This window comes from Ruegeria sp. CDSA089 (assembly GCF_059612205.1).
The window spans coordinates 57,763-76,617 of record NZ_JBXWQD010000007.1 but is presented as its reverse complement, the minus strand read 5'-3'; the positions used below and the strand labels follow the sequence as shown (position 1 = coordinate 76,617).

The following is an 18,855-nucleotide window of genomic DNA, read 5'->3' as shown; positions in this document are numbered from 1 at the left end:
CTTGGACTAACTAAAAGGAAACGAACAACCCGGAGTTTCCTCATGTCCGAACCGATCCTGCTGGGCCTCTCTGGCTCATTGCGCAAAGACGCCACCAACCGCAAGCTGCTGCACGAGGCGGCACGCCTGTTCGAGGCGGGCACTTTCATTGACGCTGACCTGAACCTTCCCCTTTATGATGGTGATCTGGAGGCGCATGAGGGTATTCCCCCAGCGGTTCAAACACTGTCCGACCAGATCGCGCAGGCCCATGCGGTGATTATCTCGACCCCGGAATACAACAAAGGGCCGTCGGGTGTTCTAAAGAACGCGCTGGATTGGGTAAGCCGCACCAAGACAAAACCATGGGCTGACAAGCCGGTTGCCGTGATGTCGGCTGCCGCAGGTCGCGCCGGGGGTGAGCGCGCCCAGATGGTGCTGCGCGGCTTTATGGTGCCGTTTCAGCCACGCATTCTGCAAGGGCCCGAATTCCATCTGGCAGACAGCTCGAATGAGTTTGACGAGGCTGGCCGGCTACGCAGCGACAGGTACGAGAACATGCTGCACAGCCTGATGCAAAAATTGCGCGCCGAAGCAGGTCTCTGACCGGTTGTTCGGGACGGGCCGGATGCCTAGTCTGGCCCCATGCAACAGGACATCCAGACTGATATGATCGACCCGGTGCGCGCCTGTGCGATGCAGGCCGCGCTGGGTCAGAAGCCCTCCATCTCGACAGACACGGTGCTGCCGCCTTTTTTTCATCAGCTTTACTTCTGGACGACCGAGCCGCCACAAGGACTGGGTCGCGACGGCCATCCGAAACGGGGCGGCCTGATCCCCGATATGGGCCTGCCACGCCGTATGTGGGCGGGTGGGCGGCTGAGCTTCCACACCCCTCTGGTCGCCGGTGAGCGGGCCGAGCGTCGCTCTGTCTGCGAAAGCACCGCGCGGAAAACCGGACGCAGCGGGCCTTTGGGATTTGTGACACTGCGCCATGAGATCTCGCAGCGGGGCAGGCTGTGCTTGACCGAATGGCAGGATCTGGTCTACCGCGAAGACCCAACTGGCCCGGCCCCCACACCCCCGAAGGCGCGGACAGATGAGACCGAGACGCAGCAAGTCGCCTTCGACACCACGTTGCTGTTTCGATACTCGGCACTGACCTTCAATGGCCACCGTATCCACTATGATCTGGATTACGCGCGCGATGTCGAAGGATATGCGGGGCTGGTCGTTCACGGCCCGCTATTGGCGCAGTTGCTGATGCTGTTTGCCGAGGCACAGATGGGACCTTTGGCGCGGTTTTCCTTCCGGGCGTCGTCGCCGCTGATGCATTTCGAAACCGCAACCTTGTGTCGGAACGAATCCGACCTGTGGGTGCGTGGTCCCGACGGGCGTCAATGTATGCAGGCTGAAGCGCATCCTCGGTCAGAGTGACGCTTCGGGGCGGAAGTCCTCGGGGATGGTATCACGCCCCTCAAGCATCAGATCGGCCATGACCTCGGCCACTTTCGGGACCATGCCGAAGCCAATCTTGAACCCTCCGTTGGCGATGAACTGTCCATGATGCAGCGGATGTGCCCCCAACATCGGGGCGCGGCTTTTGCTGCGTGGGCGAACCCCGGCCCAGCGTTCGATCACTTCAGCCCCGTGCAGCAGCGGCACAGCCCGGATAGCGCGGTCCAGCACGTCGTCCAGTGCATCATCGGTGCTGGTTGGATCGTCATAATCACGTTCGGAGGTCGACCCAATCGCCAGCGTGCCATCCGCATGGGGGACGAGGTGAATGGCATCGGCAAAAAGCTGCGGCACTTCTCCGGCATCAAATCGCAAAAGGGCGGCTTGTCCTTTTACGCCATTGCCGACCGTCTTGCCCAAGGTGTTATTGAGCTCCTGTAAACCGGCCAACCCGGTGGCGTGGACAACCTGCCCCGCGTCGGGCGCATCGGTCTGAACCCGCACGCCCATCACCTGCAACGCAGCGACCAACGCGGAACAGGCCCGGCGCGGATGCATCCGCGCGCTGAGTGTGTCGTGGATCACAAATCCAGTGGGGCTGGGCGGGCACCATGCGCCTACTTCAGTGGTCTCGACCACGCGCCACTCGGCCCGACCCTGCCATAGTTCGGCCGCCGTCACCGCGCGAGCGTGGGCCAGTTCCAACATGCGTTGATCCGCGATGGGTTGCAGCCGCCCCAATCGCCCATATCCGGGCGAGACGCCGCCTGTGGCCTCAACCTGCGTCCAGAACGGTTCGGCCATGATCAGGCTGTCGAATTGAAAGGCTTTCTTGGCGTTCCAGTTCTCGGGCACATGCGGGGCCAGCGCACCCACTAACCCGCCGCTGGAACCTGCGCCGGGGCCAAACGGGTCCACCACCTGCACCTTGGCGCCACGTCGGGCGCAGGTCCACGCGATGGACAGGCCAAAGATACCCGCGCCACGCACCGTCACATCGACCATTGCCAAACCTCATTTCCTTGTTCAGTGTCGCGCCGCTTAGCTACAGGATTCCCCGATGGCAGACCAGCGTGCCGAACTGACATGGCGGGACGGGCAAATCCCCGTCTCGGACCGTTTCGACGATCCCTATTTCTCGCTCCAGAACGGTCTGGAGGAAACGCGGCATGTCTTTCTGGCGGGCAATGATCTGCCTGCACGGTTCGCGCCGGGGTTCCGCATAGCCGAGCTGGGATTCGGCACCGGGCTGAACATGCTGACGGTCTGGTCTGCGTGGGAGATCTCGGGCCAGACAACCCCGCTGAGTTTCACCAGTTTCGAGGCCTACCCCATGGGTCGCGATGACATGGCCCGCGCGCTGGACGCCTTTCCCGATCTGACTCCGTGGGCCGAGCGGTTTCTAAGCGCATGGCAGGGTGGGGCTTGTGATCTGAGCACCCTGCGGCTGGAGGTGATCGAAGGCGATGCGCGGAAGACTCTGCCTGCGTGGTCCGGGCAAGCGGATGCGTGGTTTCTAGACGGGTTCTCGCCTGCCAAAAACCCTGAACTATGGGGCTCAGACCTGATGCAACAGGTGGCGGATCACACGGCCAAAGGCGGCACTGCGGCGACCTATACGGCGGCCGGATTTGTTCGGCGCGGACTGGCCGATGCGGGCTTCACCGTGGCCCGAGCCCCCGGATATGGCCGCAAACGTCACATGACCCGCGCGGTGAAGGAATGAGCCAGCAGAACAATATCCGCGCCGGTATCGCGCTGATGATCGCGGCGACGGTTGTGTTTGCGTTGCAGGACGGGATCTCGCGCCATCTGGCGGCGACCTACAACACCTACATGGTCGTCATGATCCGCTATTGGTTCTTTGCGGCTTTTGTGATCGCATTGGCCGCACGCGCGCCCGGAGGGCTAAAGGCAGCGGCACAGACCAGCCAGTTGGGCTTGCAGGTCTTCCGGGGCGTCTTGCTCGCGGTCGAGGTTTGCGTGGCCGTGTTCGCCTTTACAGTGCTGGGCCTGATCGACAGCATGGCCGTGTTCATCTGCTATCCGCTGTTGGTGGCAGCGCTCAGCGGGCCGGTTCTGGGCGAAAAGGTTGGCTGGCGACGTTGGCTGGCGATCGGGGTGGGGTGCGTCGGCGTTCTGATCATCCTGCAACCGGGAATGGGCGTGTTCAACCCGTGGGCCATCGTGCCGCTGATCTCGGCCTTTCTGTTTGCGTTGTATGGCCTGCTGACCCGCTATGCTGCCCGCAAGGACAGTGCGGCCACCAGTTTCTTTTGGACCGGCATAGCCGGGGCAGTGGCGATGACCCTGGTCGGCATGTGGTTCTGGGAGCCGATGGCCCGTGCCGATTGGGCGTGGATGTTACTGCTTTGCGTCGGAGGTGTCTCGGGTCACTGGCTATTGATCAAATGCTATGAGCTGGCCGAGGCCAGCGCGGTGCAACCTTTTGCCTATTTTCATCTGGTCTGGACCGCTATCATCGGTATCTCGATCTTTGGCGAAGCCCTGCGCGCCGAGGTCATTCTGGGCGCAGCCTTGGTCGTTGCGGCGGGCCTCTTTACCCTATGGCGCGAACGCCGCCAGGGTTGAACCCGTCAGCTCTTGCGAGAACGGCACCGGCAGGGCAGGCTGCCCCAGCCGTGCGCGGTAAACCGGCAAGCTTTCCGCCACGCGCATCACGTAGTTACGGGTTTCGCTGAAGGGGATGGTCTCAATCCAGTCGACCACGTCAATCTCGCCTGCCCGCGGGTCGCCATAGCGTTCCATCCACGAGATCGGACGGCCCGGCCCGGCGTTATAGCCAGCCGCCATCATCACCACATTGCCGTTGAAGTCCTCGGCCAGACCGGACAGGTAATTCGCCCCCAGCTTGGCGTTATACTGCCAGTCCGACGTGAGGCTCGAGGTCTTGTGCCCGCTAAGGATGCCCAGATTCCGCGCCACGTTCTGGGCGGTGGCGGGCATCACCTGCATCAGTCCCCGCGCACCTGCGCCGCTGATCACGACGGGGTCAAATTCGCTTTCGCGGCGGGCAATGGCCAGCGTCATCTCTTTGGCCATCGGAAGGCCCAGATCAGCCACCGGATGCACCGGGTAATAGGCCGCAGGCAAAACAATGCCCACTGTGGCCGCGCGCTTGGCAATCATTACGGCCAGATGGGGTTCTTTCAGTTCAATGGCCAAATCGCCCAGTTGGTTGGCTTGCGTGGAGTCCAGGCTTTCGACCAGATGAGTCAGGAACCGTTCCGACAGGTTGTCCTCACCAGCCTGCAACAGCAATAAACCGGCCTCTAACACGCTGGAATCGGCAAAATCCGCCTGCTTCCAATGTGGTGCCCGGCGCGGGTTCGCCAATTCGCTGTCAAATGGACGCCCAATCTGTTCGGCCGCCAGCAAACCATAAAACGAAGTCTGATAGTCCGCCCCCATCGCATAGGCCGCATAAGCCTTGTCCGCATCCCCCAGCGCCGCATAGGCCCGCCCCAGCCAATACCCGCCGCGTCCTTTCGAGATCGGAGACGCCACCGCATCCGAGAAGTTCTGGAAATGCCGCACCGCCGTTGCCGGGTCATTCAGTTTCCGCAGCGCCAGAAACCCGGCCAGCCACTCCAGATCGGCATAACCATACCCATTTTCGGGCGTCATATGGTGATTGGCCGCGATCTTGTAGGCCTTCGAGGCGCTGCCATTGCGCATCTCAAGCCGCGCCAACCGGCGGCGGCCCTCGGCCCATTTATCCGGCTCCCCCAGCGCATCCGGCCCAGTCGAGCGCGCCAGCATCAGGTCAATCGCGCTGTCGTCCAGCTCTTTCTTGTCGCGCCAGACAAAGCGGTCAAAGGCCAGCCCTGGCGCATCCACCAGTGATTTAGGCACTGCGGCAACCTTGCCATCCACGCCGGGTTGGCGTTTTTGCAAGGCAATCCGCGCCTCAGCCAGCTTGCGCTGATCGGCGCTAACCAAAGGCAGCATCTGCCCCGCACTGACCAGATGGCCATCCCACAGCATCCGATCCAGCCGTGCCGTGTGATGAGGCCGCAGCATCGCCTCAAAATTCTCAAGATAGTTTTTTTGCAGACCCGCCCCCATGGGCATGGTCCGCCATGCGGTCACGATATCGGCCTCCGCATCCCCGGTGCGTCCCTTGGCCTTCAGTGCCACGGCGTAGTTCAGCGCCCCTTCAGCGGTTTGCGGAGGGAGGTCGTCATAGAACTTCACCACCCGGTCGGGATCAGCCCCGGTAAAGGCCGGCTCGCTCTTGCGCCGCAACCAGGCCAGGCCTGGCCAATCAGGACGTCGATCCAGAAATACCAGTACATCGCCCGAGGTCCCGAAGCCTTCACGCAGCCAATGCCAGACGATGATATCGCGCGACACCGATCCTCGTGCACCGGCTTCGCGCAGCGCTACGTTCCAGTCACCCTTGCGCATCTCATTCATCCCAGCGCGCAGATCACCCACCGCATCGGCCCTTGCTTGCCCGAATGAAATCAGAATCACAGCTGTCAAAAGCGCCAGAACGCGTGTCATGCCTTGCATTTCCCAACCAACCAAGGATAGAGCCATTCAGGATAAACCTTGCACCGCCGGGATCAACACACATCGCCAAGATTGTGATGCCGCGCGAGGCAAAAAATTGCTAACCGCACACCAAGGAGCGTGTCATGTTCAAAGGCTCAATGCCAGCCCTCGTCACTCCGTTCACTAACGGCGCGTTGGACTTGGATACGCTCAAACGTTTGGTCGAGTGGCACATTCAGGAAGGCTCGACCGGATTGGTCCCTGTGGGCACGACGGGCGAAAGCCCCACACTCAGCCACGATGAACACGAAACCGTTGTGGCCGAGGTCGTCAAAGCTGCCGCCGGTCGCGTGCCAGTTATCGCGGGGGCGGGCTCGAACAACACGGTCGAGGCCATCCGCTTTGTGCAATTTGCTCAAACGGTTGGAGCAGATGCGGCTCTTGTCGTGACCCCATACTACAACAAGCCCACGCAAAACGGGCTGATCGCACATTTCCGCGCGTTGCATGAATGCGCAGATATCCCGATCATCATCTACAATATTCCGGGTCGTTCGGTCATCGACATGTCACCCGATACCATGGGCGAGCTGGCAAAGTTGCCGCGTATTATCGGCGTCAAAGATGCGACAGGCGATCTGGCACGGGTCAGCCAGCAACGCGCCACCTGCGGTCCGGATTTCTGCCAGTTGTCGGGCGAGGACGCCACAGCGCTGGGTTTCAACGCCCATGGCGGCGTCGGCTGCATCTCGGTTACTGCAAACGTAGCCCCCAAACTCTGCGCCGAGTTCCAGCAGGCCACGCTCGCTGGCGACTATGCCAAGGCCCTGGACTATCAGGACCGTCTGATGCCCCTACACGAGGCGATCTTCATCGAACCCGGCCTTGTCGGTGCCAAATACGCACTGTCCAAACTGGGCTTGTGCAGCACCGAGGTCCGCTCGCCGCTCACGGAATTGGAAGAAAGCACCAAGGCCGCGATCGAGGCGGCGATGAAACACGCGGGCCTGCTGTAACGCCGGGCCTCAACCCGGGTCCGATCTTCATCTGGCCATAAATATTCCGGGGGTGAATTGAGCCGCAGGCTCAAGAGGGGGGCTGGCCCCCTCGTGCCCTATCGCTTGCCGTAGTACAGGCCAACAACATGCTCGGCCTGCGCAAAGAACAACCAGCGCGACACCGCAACTCCTGCCAAATGAGACAACACCGCCAAGGCGGCAAAGAAATGGCTGAACGGCAAAACCAGCAGTAACACCGGGACCATGAAGGCCAGAACAAACGCGATGATGCGCAGTTTCTCGGCGTGTTTGCGACCTACTACAAAGACGAATTCGCGCAAAAGGTAGTTGGTTCCCGTATGCGGCGGTTCAAAGGCCCGTACCGCGCCACGCGCACCCAGTCCGGTGGCAGTGCCAAGGTCTGTGCCAGAGGTGGCAAAGGCTTTGTCCCCTAGCCACCAATAAAATGCCTGAACAAACGCCGCCGCCAGCAAAAGCGGAACGGCGAGGCTCGTCTGACCCGCCAAGAGCGACCCACCTGCAAGGCTGAAGCTGAGAAACATGGCTGGTGTCAGTTTCATGTTCCAGCGGGGGATCGTTTCGAGTTGGGTATAGATCATCGAGGTTGTGAAAACGGTCGCCAAGGCGAATCCGGCGCCGATAAGGCCGAAAAACCCCCAACGCTGGCCAAAGAAAATAAGACCAATGGCATAAAGCCCCATCACGAGCAAAGCGATCACAGCACACCAACCCTCACGGCTGAGCCAGCTGGAACGCCATTGGGTGAATGCCTTCAAAGCCCGTTCCGGGTGGCCAAGGTGGAAGGTCGAGGCCATCAGCCCTCCGACCGACAGGCCGTAGGCGATGACAAAAAACACAAAGGCCACCCAGCCCGAAACGTCGGGCATCCCGAGGCCCAGAAAGAACAGCAACCCAAATCCCAGGCCTGAAAGTGTGGTGAAGATGATGACGGAAGGGGCTGGATGCATCAGAGCTTCTCCAGTGTTTTATCGAGCCAACCAAGGAAGCCTTTGGGTTCTTCAGCGACTGGGGCCAGAAGCGGGGCGAGGATGTCGATCTGGTCCTCAATCTGGTCCTTGGGCCGCGGCGGCAGGTATTTGTTGACGGGTTTGGTGCCCATTTCGGGCATCAGATCCATGCCCTCGCGTTCGGCGACCAGCTTGCTGACATCGCTTTCCGGGTCGCCGAGGTCTCCGAAATGACGAGCGCCGGCGGGGCAGGTGCGCACGCAGGACGGCACGCGATCCACCTCGGGCAGGTTCTCATTATAGATGCGATCCACGCAGAGGGTGCATTTCTTCATCACGCCCTCCGCCTGATCCAATTCGCGCGCGCCATAGGGGCAGGACCACGCACAAAGCCCGCACCCAATGCAGTCGCTTTCATTGACCAGAACGATCCCGTCCTCGACCCGTTTATAGCTGGCCCCGGTGGGGCAGACGGTGACGCAGGGGGCATCCTCACAATGCAGGCAAGACCTGGGGAAGTGGATGAGTTGTGCGGGACCTTCAGCGGGTCGCACCTCGTAGGAATGCACGCGGTTGAGGAAGGTGCCCGAGGGGTCGGCCCCATAGGCGTCCTGATCCGACAGTGGCGCGCCGTAGTTTTCGGTGTTCCAGCCTTTGCAAGAGATCACACAGGCGTGGCAACCGACGCAGGTGTCAAGGTCGATGACGAGGCCCATTTTGCGGTCGGTCGATGAGGGGAGCTGGGTCATGTGCTTTGACCTCCGCGCAGGTGGTGAGGGTCGGTGCGAGGGGCCAGCCCCTCGCGCTCCCCGGGATATTTTTGGCCAGATGAAGATTGGATCCTGCTCATTTGCCAACCTTCCATGCCAAGTCCTTGGGGCCGGTGCCGACTGGGGACTGAATCGGGGCGAATTCTGGCTGGCTTTCGGCGTCGGATGGCGGATCGGCCTTTTCGATCTTCACCTTGAGGTCGAACCACGCGGCCTGCCCGGTGATCGGGTCCGAGTTGGCCCAGCGCATTCCGTCGCCTTTTGGGGGGAGGAGTTCATGGATCAGGTGGTTCAGTAGGAAGCCCTTGGTGGTTTCGGGCGCGTCCTCTTGCAGGGCCCATGCGCCTTTCCGTTTGCCGATTGCGTTCCACGTCCAGACGGTGTTGTCGTTGAGCGCGGCCATCTCCATCACCGGAACGGTGATTTCGCCGTGGGGCGAGGTGACTTTGGCCCAGTCGCCGTCTTGTAGCCCGTGTTCACGCATCAGTTTGGTCGGTACGTAGAGCGGGTTGCGTCCATGGAGTTGCCGTAGCCACGCGTTCTGGGTGCCCCAGGAATGGTACATCGCCATCGGGCGTTGGGTCAGGGCGTTGATGGTGAAGCCTTCGTTGCCCTGCTGGTCGGTCTCGTACCAGATGGGCAGCGGGTCCATCGTGTCTTTGAGGCGCTGACGCAGGTGCTCGGGGGGTTGTTTGTCTCCGTGCCCTTCGGCGGCCAGTTGGAACTTGCGCATCGGCTCGGAGTAGAGCTGAAACAGATAGGGTTGCGGGCTGTCATAGAGGCCCATGCTGACCGCCCAGTCCTGATAGGCCGTGTTCCACGGTTTGTAGTAATCCGCACCTTCGGGGATATGGGCGACGAAGAAGCCGCCATTGTCTATATAGCGGTTCAGCTGGTCTGGATTGACCGCGCCGCGCCCTTCTTTGTCGCCATCCTCGCCCCGGAACCCCGCAAGCGGTCCGATGCCCGGTTTGCGTTCGTGGTTGACGATATAGTCGGCGTAGTCCTTCCATTTGGGCGTGCCGTCTTCGTTTGTGAAGCCCGGCAGGCTCATGCGGTTGGCCAGTTCGATCAGAACCGACTGGAACCCGCGCACGTCGCGGTCGGGCTCGACCACTGGCCAGCGGATCGCGTCGGCGGCGGCATCGGCCTCGCAGATCGGGCGGTCCAGCAGCGAGATACAGTCGTGCCGTTCGAGATAGGTGGTGTCGGGCAAGATCAGGTCGGCATAGGCCACCATTTCCGAGGAATAGGCATCCGAGTAGATGATCTTGGGGATGACATATTTGCCGTCTTCGGTTTTGGCCGAAAGCATCTCCATCACGCCCTTGGTGTTCATGGAGGAGTTCCACGACATGTTCGCCATATACATGAACAGCGTGTCGATCTTGTAGGGATCACCAGCGGCGGCGTTCGAGATCACCATATGCATCAGCCCATGGGCCGACATCGGGTTTTCCCAGGTGAACGCCTTGTCGATGCGCTGCGCGTTGCCGTGTTCGTCCAGCAGCAGGTCTTCGGGGCCGCGTGGGAAGCCAAGGTGCGGGCCTTCCAGAGGGCGACCGGGGCGGCGGTCTCCGTGCGGGGTGGGGTGCGCCTCGACCGGTTTGGGGTAGGGTGGTTTGAAGCGGAAACCGCCGGGGACCTCGACCGTGCCCAGCAGGATTTGCAGCACGTGCAGGGCGCGGCAGGTCTGAAAACCGTTGGCATGGGCTGAGATGCCGCGCATGGCGTGGAAGCTGACCGGGCGGCCTGTCATTTTCGAATGTTTTTCGCCCCGGAAGTCGGTCCATTCGTGGTCCAGCTCGATCGCCTCGTCAAAGGCGACGCGCGCGATTTCGGCCGCAATCGCGCGGATGCGTTTGGCCGGGATGCCGCAGCGGTCGGCGACTTTTTCGGGGGCGTGGTCGTCGGACAGGTATTTCTCGGCCATCAGGTGAAAGACCGGGCGGTGCGTAACGCCGTCTTTGTCATAGGTGGCTGAAAGGTCCGGACGGACACCGGGTTTGTCAAAGGCAGTTGGTTCGCCAGTCACGCGGTCGATGACCAGTGGCTTGCCGTCGTCGTCGCGTAGGAACAGCCCCTTCTCGGGGCCTTCGGCGGCGTTCACCAGAACAGGCGCGTTAGTGTAACGGCTGAGATAATCGAGGTCGATCTTGCCCGCTTTCATCAACACATTTATCAGCGACAGGATGAACAGACCGTCGGTGCCGGGTGTGATCCCGACCCAATCGTCGGCTACCGCGTTATAGCCCGAGCGGATCGGGTTCACACCGATCACCCGTGCGCCGCGTGCCTTGATCTTGCCGATCCCCATCTTGATCGGGTTGCTGTCGTGGTCCTCGGCCACGCCGAACAGCATGAACAGCTTGGTATGCTCCCAATCGGGCTGGCCGAATTCCCAGAACGCGCCGCCCATGGTGTAGATGCCACCCGCCGCCATATTGACCGAGCAGAACCCGCCATGGGCTGCATAGTTGGGAGTGCCGAAATTCTGCGCCCAGAAGCTGGTGAAGCTTTGGCTCTGGTCGCGGCCGGTGAAAAAGGCCAGTTTCTGCGGGGCGGTCTCATGCAGCTCGTTCAGCCAGCCGACAGCGGTGCTGATTGCCTCGTCCCACTCGATCTCGCGGAACTCACCCGAGCCGCGTGGGCCAACTCGGCGCAGCGGTTTGCGCAGGCGTGAGGGCGCGTTGACCTGCATGATCCCGGCGCTGCCTTTTGCGCACAGAACGCCCTTGTTCACAGGGTGGTCGCGGTTGCCTTCGATATAGGCAACCTTGCCGTCCTTCATGTGGACATTGATGCCGCAGCGACAGGCGCACATGTAGCAGGTGGTCTTGCGGACCTCGTCGGAAACCTTGGGCGAGGTGTCGATCACTGGCTGGTTCAAATGCGCCCCCTTTTCAGCTTGCGACCCGATCATTCCCACGTTTTGCGAAAAATCGGAATAATTTTTTCGTTTTCATACCTTAAGACGACTTACGTCCCGGCATCATTGTGTTGCGCCTGAACGGCGGTGACGGCGATCATGTGCAGGATGTCTTCGGACGAACAACCGCGCGACAGGTCGTTCGCGGGTTTCGCCAGCCCTTGCAGTACTGGGCCGATGGCCTCGACCCCACCGATGCGCTGGGCGATTTTATAGCCGAGGTTCCCAGCATTCAGGCTAGGGAAGACAAAGACATTTGCCTCACCCTTGAGCGGTGAGTCCGTGGCCTTGGTGGCGGCGACTTCGGGAACGAAGGCAGCGTCGAATTGCAGCTCTCCGTCGATCAGCAGGGTTGGGTCCTTGGCGCGGGCGATCTGTGTGGCCTCGACGACTTTGGAAACTTTGGGGTGGTCTGCGCTGCCCGAGGTGGAGAAGGACAGCATCGCTACGCGCGCCGTATCGCCGGTCAGGGTCGTGTAGGAATCGGCCGAGGCACGGGCGATTTCCGCCATCTCTTGCGCGTTGGGGTCCACGACCAAACCGCAATCGGCGAAGATGCGGGCGCCTTTGACGTCGTGATGGTCCTGACAAAACAGCATCAGGAAGAAGCTGGACACCATCGCCGTCTCGGGCGCGGTCCCAATGATCTGCAACGCGGCGCGCACAGTGTCCGACGTGGTCTCGACCGCGCCGCCGACCGTGCCGTCGGCGATGTCCTGTTGCACCAGCATGGCAGCATAGGTCAGGCGGTTAGTAATCTGCTGGCGCGCCTCATCCAGCGTCAAGCCCTTGTGCTTGCGCCGCTCATGCAGGGCCTGCGCAAGGCCGGGTGTCAGGTCAGAGGTGGCCGGGTCGTGGATGTCGATCCAATCCGGGTCATATCCCTCGTGTGAGTTGAGAAGGGCCGACACCTCGGCCCCGTCTCCGATCAGTATGATGCGTGCAACATTCTCTTTCACGGCCTTGACGGCCCCTTCGACAACGCGGGGATCGTCGCCCTCGGACAGGGCGATGATCTTGTCCGACGCGCTTGCCGTCCCGAGAATGGCGCGCAGAGGCTTCACGCGGATTACGCCCCGGCCTGCGGGGTCATGTCATCGGCGGTGACGCCTGCAACGGCCACTGGTTTCTTCATCGCGTCGCGGCGGAAGGGCTCACCCAGTTCTTGGTTGATCATGGCTTCGATCAGGGTGGTGGTGCCGTTCTTCTGGTCCTCGATGGCCTGGTTCAGGGCTGCTGTCAGCTCGTCCATGGTACGTGCCACCACGCCTTTCAGGCCGCACGCCTGCGCGATACCGGCGTAGGAGACCTTGGTGTCCAGCTCGGTGCCCACAAAGTTGTCGTCGAACCACAGCGTCGAGTTCCGTTTTTCGGCCCCCCACTGATAGTTGCGGAAGACAATCTGCGTAATCGCGGGCCATTCTTCGCGCCCAATGGCGGTCAGTTCGTTTACTGCGATGCCAAAGGCACCGTCACCCGCAAAGCCCACAACCGGCACGTCCGGACAGCCGATCTTGGCACCCATGATCGACGGCAGGCCATAGCCGCAGGGACCGAAAAGACCAGGGGCCAGATATTTGCGGCCATCTTCGAAGGACGGATAAGCGTTGCCGATGGCGCAGTTATTGCCGATATCGGACGAGATGATCGCCTCTTTCGGCAGGGCGGACTGGATCGCGCGCCACGCCATGCGGGGGCTCATCCAGTCGGGCTTGGCCGCGCGGGCGCGCTGGTTCCATGTGGTGCCCGGATCGTCATCCTCGTGGTCCATGCTGGACAGCTGCTGCGCCCACGCGGATTTCTTCTGAGCGATTTTCGCCTTGCGCTCATCGCGACCGGCGTCGCCAGCTGTGTCGCTGAGATTTGCCAGAATGCCATTGGCCACCTTGGCCGCATCGCCGATGATGCCAACCGAGACCTTTTTGGTCAGGCCGATCCTATCCGGGTTGATGTCGACCTGAATGATCTTGGCATCCGCCGGCCAGTATTCCATGCCGTAGCCCGGCAGTGTCGAGAACGGGTTCAGACGGGTGCCGAGGCACAGAACCACATCGGCCTCGCTAATCAGCTCCATACCCGCCTTTGAACCGTTATAGCCCAGCGGGCCAGCGAACAGCGGGTGCGAGCCGGGGAAGGCGTCATTGTGCTGGTAGCCGACACATACCGGCGCATCCAGACGCTCGGCCAGTGCCTTGGATGCCTCAATCCCGCCTTCGGACAGAACCACGCCCGCACCGTTCAGGATCACTGGATTCTTGGCGTTCGACAGCAGCTCGGCCGCCTGCGCCACGGCGCTTTCGCCGCCCGAGGGACGCTCGAATTCCACAATCGCGGGTAGGTCGACGTCGATAACCTGAGTCCACATATCGCGCGGGATGTTCAACTGCGCAGGGGCGCTGGCGCGTTTGGCCTGCATGATCACGCGGTTCAGAACCTCGCACACGCGGGTCGGATCGCGGACCTCTTCCTGATAGGCGACCATGTCTTCGAACAGTTTCATCTGCTCGACTTCCTGGAAACCACCCTGACCGATGGTCTTGTTCGCGGCCTGCGGCGTGACCAGCAGCAGCGGGGTGTGGTTCCAATAGGCGGTTTTGACAGCGGTGACAAAGTTGGTGATGCCGGGGCCGTTCTGCGCGATCATCATCGACATCTTGCCGGTGGCGCGGGTATAGCCGTCGGCCATCATACCGGCGCTGCCTTCGTGTGCGCAGTCCCAGAACATGATCCCCGCTTTGGGGAACAGGTCTGAGATCGGCATCATGGCCGAGCCGATGATCCCGAACGCATGTTCGATCCCGTGCATTTGCAGAACCTTAACAAAGGCCTCTTCGGTGGTCATTTTCATCTGGTTGATCTCCGCGCATATATGAGTTTGGCCGGGCTGGCAGCCCCGCCTTTAGATATGGTTTTGGCGCAAGGGACAGGGTCGCGTTAGGGCCAGAAGTCAGGGCGGGTTAGGTCCAGATCGAAGTCAAGCTTTGCGGATCTTCTCGGCGATCCGTTTCACGCCTGGATCAATTCGGTCCTGTGGGATCGAAGAATAACCCAGACGATAGAAATTCCGCGGCCGGTTTGCGCCAGAAAAGAAGGGCGCGCCGGGCTCGATATGCACGCTCTGGTCTTGTAAGGCTCGGGCCAGATCGGTCGTGTCTATATGCTCGGGGGCTGACATCCACAGAGATGAGCCACCCATGATCCCCCGACCGGCGACGGTCAGACCATGGAGTTCAACCGCCTTGTCCATCGCTGCGCGTCGATACGCCAGCGCTTTGGACATGCGCCTGATCTGTGCATCGTAATGGCCAAGCGACAGGAAATAAGCCGCCGTGCGCTGGACATGCCCCGGCGGGTGGCGCAGAACCAGCGACCGAAGGGCGCGGGCTTCGCGGATGAACGGCGCGGACCCGACCATGTAGCCAAGGCGCAGTCCGGGAAACAGCGACTTCGAGAAGCTGCCTACATAGATCACCCGCCCGTCCTGATCCATGGATTTCAGCGCCGGAGAGGGTGCACCCAAAAAGGCCATCTCGAATTCATAGTCATCTTCGACCACCATCGCATCCAAAGCGCGGGCGCGCTCCAGCAACGCAGTGCGGCGTTCGATCGGCATGGTCGCGGTGGTGGGGCTTTGGTGGCTGGGGGTGGTAAAGATCACATCGGTCTGCTCGGGCAGCGCATCCGGTGGCAGCCCGTCACGGTCCACGGCGACCGGCGCCACTTTGCAGTCGGAATGGTTCAGCAGATCGCGCAGAGCATAATAGCAAGGGTCCTCGATCACCGCCGTTCGGTTGCGGTTCAATAAGATACGCGAGGCCAACCACAATGCGTTCTGCGCGCCCAGCGTGATCAGAATCTCCTCGGGTCTTGCGGCGATCCCGCGGCGGGGTAGGGTATGGCGGGCGATGAATTCGACCAGAAGAGGGTCGTCCTGATCCACATAATCCCCGGTCAGGGAATCGAAATCCTTGTGCCCCAGCGCCCGCACCGCACACAGGCGCCAATTGGCATGATCGAACAGCGACCGGTCGGCCTGACCGTAGATGAACGGATAGCGGTAATCGCGCCAGTCGCTGGGCTTTGTCAGAGTGTCCCCGTCCGAAAATTTGCGCGCCAGGGCGGTGCTCCAATCCACAGTCTCGTCGCCGCGCGGGGTGGGCGTGTATTTCGGGGGAACCGGCGCGTTTTCCGACACATAATACCCCGACCGCCCCTTGGCTGTCAGATAGTCATTGGCCAGAAGTTCCGTATAGGCCAACGTCACCGTGATCCGGCTGACGCCCAGATGGGCAGCCAGTTTGCGGGATGAGGGCAGTTTCTCACCCACATGAAAACGGCCCGACAGGATACCTTCGGCAATCATCTGCTGGATCTGCGCTTGCAGAGTGCCCTGACCGTTGAGTTCCAGAAAGAAAGTGTCGACCGAAATACCCATGCGTATCTTATAGGGTGGACTTATGGGGGGAGCAATCTGGACTTACGCATTTTTGACTGTTGACGAAGCGATGCGAATAACCTAAAAAACTAGAAATCTAGTTTAATGGGGTTGCGAAATGTGGGAAGCCGCCGCTGCGGGATTTTCTGCCATGGGGTCCGAGGCCCGGCTGAAGGTTCTAAAAACGCTGGTCCGCGCCGGTGAGGCCGGTCTGACGGTTGGAGAGATCCAGGACCGAACCGGGATTGCACCGTCAACGCTGGCACATCACCTGCGGTTTCTGGCCGCCGGAGGGGTGGTGCAGCAGGAGAAGATCGGCCGAACCACGATCAACCGCGCGAACTATGACGAGTTGAGGAAACTGGCGCAGTTTATCCTGTCCGAGTGCTGCGCCGACGAAGTGGGAAAGGCCGCAAACGATGGCTGAGCTAACACAAAACCCGAAGGTTCCGGCGAAAGTTGCGCTGGACCTGATCAAGACACCTTGGGCGGTGATCTTGGTCCTTCTGATTGGGGTCGCCGTTCTGGACCCGGCCAATTGGACCGAAGTGGTAACGTTTGCAGGCAAGGCGTTGGCGCATACCGGGCAGTATATCCTCTTTGCCGTGTTGTTACTGTCTTACCTCAAAGCCACCGGGGCCGAGGTCATGGTCGCGCGTGCCTTTGAGGGGCGCGAGACGCGGATGATTTTCCTCGCCGCTTTGTTCGGTGGCCTTGCCCCGTTCTGTTCATGCGAGGTGATCCCCTTCATCGCCGGTCTGCTGGCGCTGGGCGCGCCTTTGTCGGCGGTGATGGCGTTTTGGTTGAGCTCACCGCTGATCGACCCGCCGACCCTGCTGATCACGGCGGGCGCGCTGGGTTGGCCGTTTGCCATAGGCAAGGCCGTCGCCGCCGTTGCTTTGGGCCTGTTCGGAGGCTTCGTGGTGCGCGCGCTGATGCGTGGCGGAGCGTTCGCGGAGCCTCTGCGCGTTTACAAACCCGCCGGGTGCTGCGGCTGTGGTCCGAAACAGGACGACAAGCCGGTCTGGAAATTCTGGCAGGAACCGGAACGCCGCACGCGGTTCCGAGCTGAATTTGTCCAGAACGGGATGTTCCTGCTGAAGTGGCTGGCTTTGGCCTATGTACTCGAGGCGCTTCTAGTTAGCTATGTGCCCGCCGACCTGATCGCGCGTGTGGTTGGGGGCGAAGGCATTGTGCCGATCGTCATCGCGGCGCTGGTCGGAATGCCTGCCTATCTGAACTCTTACGTCGCACCGCCGTTGCTGGCGGGGCTGACCGAGCAGGGCATGAGCGCAGGCGCTGCCATGTCGTTCATGATCGCAGGCGCGGTCAGCTCGATCCCAGCGATGGCGGCAGTGTGGTCGCTGGTCAAGCCACGGGTTTTTGCGACCTACCTTGGGCTGGGGATCACCGGGGCGATCATCGCAGGGGTTATCTTTCAGATGATCTAAAGGAAAAACCGCCCGGAGATGCCTCCGGGCGGTTTTGCTTATTGATTGGCCTCGCAGAGGCTCGGCATTTTGAACCGGTACCGGGGCTCTTGGCTTTTGACGTAGACGCGTTTTTCGACGCAGGCGGTATCGCCGACGGTGCGAGCTACGTGTTCCTTGGATTCGTCGATCGAGATGGTGGACCCGTCGGGCAGTTGAACCGACGCGATGACGCCGTGTTTCAAGTCTCCATTCATCGGGGTCGCCGTCAGAACCGCAACCGTCAGGTACGAGTCGTGTTCATGCGCGCCGTCATCGTTGAGTATCAGCAGCGCTGCTGCGACCGAGACTGTGCCGACGATCGCCACCATCAGCAGGCCCCATGTTTTCAGAAATGCATAGATCGACACCGCACGGTGCGGGCCGAAGACAGAGGACAAAGCATTCAGCATAGGTATCTCGTGCAAAAAAGCCCCGGCCGTTTCGGACCGGGGCTGATTAAGTATCAGAAGCGCGGATCTTCGTCTTCTTCCTCGTTGCCGCCGCCTTTGGGCAGGTTGAAGAAGCTGTCGGCGTCGATGATCGGCTCATCGTCTTTTTCCTCGACTGGGTCATCGGACAGCGAGAAGGTTTCCAGCCCCTCGATGGCGGTCGGGATTTTCGGTGCGGCGTCCATTTCCAGCGACTGTTCGGTCGAAACCAGCTTGCGGCGCTCATCATCGCTCATGACGCCACCTTCGGCGGCCTTCTTCGCGGCGGCTTTTTGGACGATCGCGTCCAGCTCGGACTGTTTGCACAGGCCCAGCGCAACCGGGTCGATCGGCTGCATGTTGGCGATGTTCCAATGGGTACGCTCGCGGATCGACTGGATGGTGGGCTTGGTGGTGCCGACCAGCTTGGCGATCTGTCCATCGCTCAGCTCGGGGTGGAACTTAACCAGCCACAGGATCGAGTTCGGACGGTCCTGACGTTTGGACAGCGGGGTATAGCGCGGGCCACGGCGCTTTTCCTCACCTGCCGCAGCGGCGTTGAACTTGAGCTTCAGCTTGTGCAGCGGGTTGTTCTGCGCCGAGTCAATCTCGTCCTGGGTCAGCTGGTTGTTGGCGATGGGGTCGAAACCCTTGACGCCAGCAGCCACGTCGCCGTCTGCGATGCCCTGCACTTCAAGCTCGTGCATTCCTACGAAATCCGCGATCTGCTTGAAACTGATCGTGGTGTTGTCCACCAGCCAAACGGCGGTTGCTTTGGCCATAAGCGGTTTTGCCATCAGCCTGCCTCCTAATGCATACATCTGTCCCGTCGCCGGAATTCGGCGGCCCCGTGATCTTGGGGCAGGTTTCCGTTGT

The 18,855-nt window shown here is 61.1% G+C and carries 17 protein-coding genes; 7 read left to right on the top strand and 10 right to left on the bottom strand.

Annotated features, from left to right (window positions below):
• Window positions 1–42: 42 nt before the first annotated feature.
• Both AC2FJ6_RS16570 and AC2FJ6_RS16565 read left to right on the top strand, forming a co-directional pair.
• Complete coding sequence (locus AC2FJ6_RS16570) at window positions 43–585, top strand: NADPH-dependent FMN reductase (RefSeq protein ID WP_170774746.1); 543 nt, start codon at window positions 43–45, stop codon at window positions 583–585.
• A 39-nt stretch (window positions 586–624) separates the two neighbouring features.
• Complete coding sequence (locus AC2FJ6_RS16565) at window positions 625–1,416, top strand: HTD2 family dehydratase (protein WP_170774744.1); 792 nt, start codon at window positions 625–627, stop codon at window positions 1,414–1,416.
• Here AC2FJ6_RS16565 and AC2FJ6_RS16560 read toward each other — a convergent pair.
• A complete protein-coding gene (locus AC2FJ6_RS16560) occupies window positions 1,408–2,442 on the bottom strand; it encodes an NAD(P)/FAD-dependent oxidoreductase (RefSeq protein ID WP_170774742.1) in 1,035 nt (344 codons plus the stop codon). The two genes, AC2FJ6_RS16565 and AC2FJ6_RS16560, sit on opposite strands and share 9 nt — an antisense overlap.
• Before the next feature lie 55 nt (window positions 2,443–2,497).
• Between AC2FJ6_RS16560 and mnmC2 the strand changes: the two genes are divergently transcribed.
• Window positions 2,498–3,163 (top strand): tRNA (5-methylaminomethyl-2-thiouridine)(34)-methyltransferase MnmC2, encoded by a 666-nt coding sequence (gene mnmC2 / locus AC2FJ6_RS16555; protein ID WP_170774740.1) that lies wholly within the window; start codon window positions 2,498–2,500, stop codon window positions 3,161–3,163.
• Complete coding sequence (locus AC2FJ6_RS16550; RefSeq protein ID WP_170774738.1) at window positions 3,160–4,029, top strand: DMT family transporter; 870 nt, start codon at window positions 3,160–3,162, stop codon at window positions 4,027–4,029. The genes mnmC2 and AC2FJ6_RS16550 overlap by 4 nt, the downstream gene beginning before the upstream one ends.
• Here AC2FJ6_RS16550 and AC2FJ6_RS16545 read toward each other — a convergent pair.
• Window positions 4,003–5,967 carry a lytic transglycosylase domain-containing protein gene (locus AC2FJ6_RS16545; RefSeq protein ID WP_170774736.1) on the bottom strand — a complete coding sequence of 655 codons (1,965 nt, stop codon included), beginning with the start codon at window positions 5,965–5,967 and terminating at the stop codon, window positions 4,003–4,005. The two genes, AC2FJ6_RS16550 and AC2FJ6_RS16545, sit on opposite strands and share 27 nt — an antisense overlap.
• A gap of 134 nt (window positions 5,968–6,101) precedes the next feature.
• Between AC2FJ6_RS16545 and dapA the strand changes: the two genes are divergently transcribed.
• Window positions 6,102–6,974: a 4-hydroxy-tetrahydrodipicolinate synthase gene (gene dapA, locus AC2FJ6_RS16540; protein WP_170774734.1), complete on the top strand. Its 873-nt coding sequence runs from the start codon at window positions 6,102–6,104 to the stop codon at window positions 6,972–6,974.
• A 98-nt stretch (window positions 6,975–7,072) separates the two neighbouring features.
• On the opposite strand, the gene AC2FJ6_RS16535 is transcribed toward dapA, so the two are convergent.
• The 6 genes from AC2FJ6_RS16535 to pdxR form a co-directional block, all read right to left on the bottom strand.
• A complete protein-coding gene (locus AC2FJ6_RS16535; protein ID WP_170774732.1) occupies window positions 7,073–7,945 on the bottom strand; it encodes a dimethyl sulfoxide reductase anchor subunit family protein in 873 nt (290 codons plus the stop codon).
• Window positions 7,945–8,694 carry a 4Fe-4S dicluster domain-containing protein gene (locus tag AC2FJ6_RS16530; protein ID WP_170774730.1) on the bottom strand — a complete coding sequence of 250 codons (750 nt, stop codon included), beginning with the start codon at window positions 8,692–8,694 and terminating at the stop codon, window positions 7,945–7,947. Before AC2FJ6_RS16530 ends, AC2FJ6_RS16535 begins: the two co-directional genes overlap by 1 nt.
• A 97-nt stretch (window positions 8,695–8,791) precedes the next feature.
• Window positions 8,792–11,638 carry a molybdopterin oxidoreductase family protein gene (locus tag AC2FJ6_RS16525; RefSeq protein WP_170774728.1) on the bottom strand — a complete coding sequence of 949 codons (2,847 nt, stop codon included), beginning with the start codon at window positions 11,636–11,638 and terminating at the stop codon, window positions 8,792–8,794.
• Between the two features lie 56 nt (window positions 11,639–11,694).
• Window positions 11,695–12,708, bottom strand: a complete 1,014-nt coding sequence (gene pta, locus AC2FJ6_RS16520; protein ID WP_496669539.1) for a phosphate acetyltransferase — start codon at window positions 12,706–12,708, stop codon at window positions 11,695–11,697.
• Between the two features lie 5 nt (window positions 12,709–12,713).
• The gene (xsc, locus tag AC2FJ6_RS16515; protein ID WP_496669537.1) at window positions 12,714–14,492 is read right to left on the bottom strand and encodes a sulfoacetaldehyde acetyltransferase; all 1,779 of its coding nucleotides are present in this window, start codon (window positions 14,490–14,492) and stop codon (window positions 12,714–12,716) included.
• A gap of 126 nt (window positions 14,493–14,618) precedes the next feature.
• Entirely contained in the window at window positions 14,619–16,079 is a 1,461-nt protein-coding gene (gene pdxR / locus AC2FJ6_RS16510; RefSeq protein ID WP_480877134.1) for a MocR-like pyridoxine biosynthesis transcription factor PdxR, read from the bottom strand.
• 118 nt (window positions 16,080–16,197) lie between these two features.
• Here pdxR and AC2FJ6_RS16505 point away from each other — a divergent pair, with 118 nt between their 5' ends.
• Complete coding sequence (locus AC2FJ6_RS16505) at window positions 16,198–16,506, top strand: ArsR/SmtB family transcription factor (protein ID WP_480505327.1); 309 nt, start codon at window positions 16,198–16,200, stop codon at window positions 16,504–16,506.
• The gene (locus AC2FJ6_RS16500; protein ID WP_480505329.1) at window positions 16,499–17,530 is read left to right on the top strand and encodes a permease; all 1,032 of its coding nucleotides are present in this window, start codon (window positions 16,499–16,501) and stop codon (window positions 17,528–17,530) included. Before AC2FJ6_RS16505 ends, AC2FJ6_RS16500 begins: the two co-directional genes overlap by 8 nt.
• Window positions 17,531–17,568: 38 nt before the next feature.
• Here AC2FJ6_RS16500 and AC2FJ6_RS16495 read toward each other — a convergent pair whose 3' ends face one another.
• Entirely contained in the window at window positions 17,569–17,961 is a 393-nt protein-coding gene (locus AC2FJ6_RS16495; protein ID WP_170783039.1) for a hypothetical protein, read from the bottom strand.
• Between the two features lie 53 nt (window positions 17,962–18,014).
• Window positions 18,015–18,776 (bottom strand): DUF1013 domain-containing protein, encoded by a 762-nt coding sequence (locus AC2FJ6_RS16490; protein ID WP_170774713.1) that lies wholly within the window; start codon window positions 18,774–18,776, stop codon window positions 18,015–18,017.
• Window positions 18,777–18,855: the final 79 nt, after the last annotated feature.